Origin of the sequence: Aquiflexum sp. (assembly GCF_041749095.1) — a bacterium.
Taxonomy (GTDB): Bacteria; Bacteroidota; Bacteroidia; order Cytophagales; family Cyclobacteriaceae; genus Aquiflexum.
Genome location: NZ_JBGTCA010000226.1, coordinates 1 through 2,622 on the forward strand (window position 1 = coordinate 1; position 2,622 = coordinate 2,622).

2 protein-coding genes and 1 pseudogene are annotated in these 2,622 nt (G+C 39.7%); 2 read left to right on the top strand and 1 reads right to left on the bottom strand.

All coding sequences use genetic code 11. The features are described 5' to 3' along the window. A pseudogene (locus tag ACEW8O_RS11045) lies at positions 1 to 302 on the top strand (transposase); the annotation flags it as partial. Positions 303 to 417: 115 nt separating this feature from the next. On the opposite strand, the gene ACEW8O_RS11050 reads toward ACEW8O_RS11045, so the two are convergent. After that, positions 418 to 1,254, bottom strand: a complete 837-nt coding sequence (locus ACEW8O_RS11050; protein ID WP_373494690.1) for a sugar phosphate isomerase/epimerase family protein — start codon at positions 1,252 to 1,254, stop codon at positions 418 to 420. Between the two features lie 138 nt (positions 1,255 to 1,392). On the opposite strand from ACEW8O_RS11050, the gene ACEW8O_RS11055 reads away from it, so the two are divergent. Continuing rightward, complete coding sequence (locus ACEW8O_RS11055; protein WP_373494691.1) at positions 1,393 to 2,436, top strand: twin-arginine translocation signal domain-containing protein; 1,044 nt, start codon at positions 1,393 to 1,395, stop codon at positions 2,434 to 2,436. Positions 2,437 to 2,622: the final 186 nt, after the last annotated feature.

The following is a 2,622-nucleotide window of genomic DNA, read 5'->3' on the forward strand; positions in this document are numbered from 1 at the left end:
TTGTTGCCAAAAAAATTCTTATGAGTCTTGAAAACGAATCAATAGATTCAAGGTCTAAGTGGATACTCAACCAATTTAAATTTCGAGGGAATATTTCCAAACGAGTAGAGACCTATAAGTTTTGGATAGATGGCTTTCACGTAATCAGCATTGAATCCCCAAAATTTTTCGAACAAAAACTCCACTATATCCACCAAAATCCGGTCAAAGCAATGATTGTTGAAGAAGAGGAACATTATTTATTCAGCTCGGCAAAGGATTATGCAGGAATGAAAGGGTTGGTTAAGGTTGAGGTTTATTAAGGTTATTCGAAGCTTGTAGCTTCGGATTCCTGAGTATTGAGCCTCTGGCTCAACCTATCCATCGACTGGCGTTACAATACTCAGCAGTCCAAAGGTACAACCGTTGGACAACACCTTACTTCTCAGCCATCACTTTCTTAATATACTCCACACTCTTTGGGATCTGCTGTACTGACCTTGAGGACTCGTCTTCAATGATCAGGTATTTAGTTCCGGATTTTTGAGCTTGTTTGATTAAGCCATGAATGTCAACATCACCTGTCCCAAGGACCACATTGGTCTCCACATCTCCCTTACCATCTGTATTGCCCGGAGTTCCATGTGCACGGTCTTTCAAATGCAAAAGGGGAAATTTCTTTGGATATTTTTTCATGATGGCCAAAGGATCGCCACCTCCCATCTGAACCCAATAAACATCCATGTTGAAATCATAATTTTTGGCATTTTTGAGCATTTCATCAAACAATACGCCATTTCCATGCGGTTTGAACTCATAGCCATGGGGATGATAGCAAAGGGTGATTCCCGCATCTTTCAGGGTTTTGCCTGCTTTATTGAATACTTCGATCGCTTCTTTGGTTTCTTTGATACTGAACTTTCCTGAAGGATGTGGAATCCAGGTGCAGGTAGCAAATTTTGCTCCATAGGAATTGGCATTGTCAATGATAGATTGAGGATCATCCCTCAAGGCTTCATATCCTGCACCAACGGCAACGATTGAAAGTCCTAAGCCTGAAAGAAAAGTTTTATATTCTTCTTTTTCCATACCATAGGTATTTCCACCTTCCAGATATTCAATCCCCATTCTGGGGATCAAAGCATGGGTTCCTTTTGCATCCTGCTTCATTTCATTACGCAGGCTGTACAATTGAAGGGCGATTTCCTGGGCTTTCAATTGGCCGGTTGAAAGTATCATCAAGGCCATTATAAAACTTTTTATTAGATTTTTCATAGGATCATTTTGGGTCTGAATTTAAATATAGGCATAACCGATTAATCTTTGCTTTTGATATTTTACCAGCGGACATTATCAATTTTAGAATTATCTGATATTAATGCTAAATTGCCTTTAAAGATCTAATTCAAATGTATGCCCAGCAATCGCAGAAATTTTCTCAAACTAACCGCACTGACAGGACTAGCCATGACCATCAAACCCAATTTATCCTTTTCAAATGACAATGACACCATTTTAGGCCATGGTGATTTCAGATACAAAGTTGACACTTCCTGGGGGAATCTTGACCCCAACAAAACTCCCGTTGTCAATTGCCATGAAATGGTCATGGATAAAAAAGGACGCTTGATCATGGTGACAGATGAGGCCAAAAACAACATCATCATTTATGACCAATCAGGTAAGCTTTTGGATTCCTGGACATTGAATTTGCCTGCTGCACATGGATTGAGCTTGGTCCATGAAGGTGGTGAGGAATTTTTGTGGATCGTGGATAATGGGGGGAGGGTGATCAAAACCGACTTAAAAGGGAAAATCATCACTGAAATCCCATCTCCCAAAAGCAACGGTATCTATAAAGAGACGATGCGCTACACTCCAACCGAAACCTGCGTAGCCCCGAATGGAGATTTATATATCACAGATGGCTACGGTTCCCAATTTGTATTGCAATATGATTCAAAAGGCAATTTTATCCGAAAGTTCGGGGGTGACGGACATGAGGATGCGCAGTTCAAAACCGTACATGGTATAGCAGTGGACCAACGTAAAGGCGGAACTCCGACCCTATTGTGCACTTCACGTGGACACAATTCTTTCAAAAGATTCACTATGGAAGGAGAATATCTGGAAACTATTTTTTTACCGGGTGCATTTGTTTGCCGTCCAGTTATCCATGACAAAAACCTCTATGCCGGCGTATGTTGGTCCCGTGCAAAATATTTGGAACAGATGGACAATTCAGGCTTTATCACCATCCTCGATGAAAACAATAAGGTTGTGTCCAACCCAGGGGGTACTGCCCCGAAATACATCGATGGAGAATTACAATTGATGATCCAGAAAGAACCTATTTTCAAGCATTGCCATGATGTCTGCATTGATCAAGATGAAAACATCTATGTATGCCAATGGAATGCATCTAAAACTTATCCGATAAAATTGACTAGGGTGTAGATATTTTATTTTTTCTTTCCAAAGCCTTCTATCCTTTAAACAGAAAGAAGTTGGGATTTGCATATTGATTTAAATTAATAAATTCTAAAGATCAAGTAAAATAACCTGAATTTTGAATTTTAAGGAGCACAAAGAAAAATTCCCAGAAATCAAAAAACACACTTATTTCAAGTCCCTTTAGGGACA

Excerpts from the sequence above, each read along its gene's own strand:
- ACEW8O_RS11050 (WP_373494690.1), bottom strand. The coding sequence starts at position 1,254 with ATGAAAAATCTAATAAAAAGTTTTATAATGGCCTTGATGATACTTTCA.
- ACEW8O_RS11055 (WP_373494691.1), top strand. The coding sequence starts at position 1,393 with ATGCCCAGCAATCGCAGAAATTTTCTCAAACTAACCGCACTGACAGGA.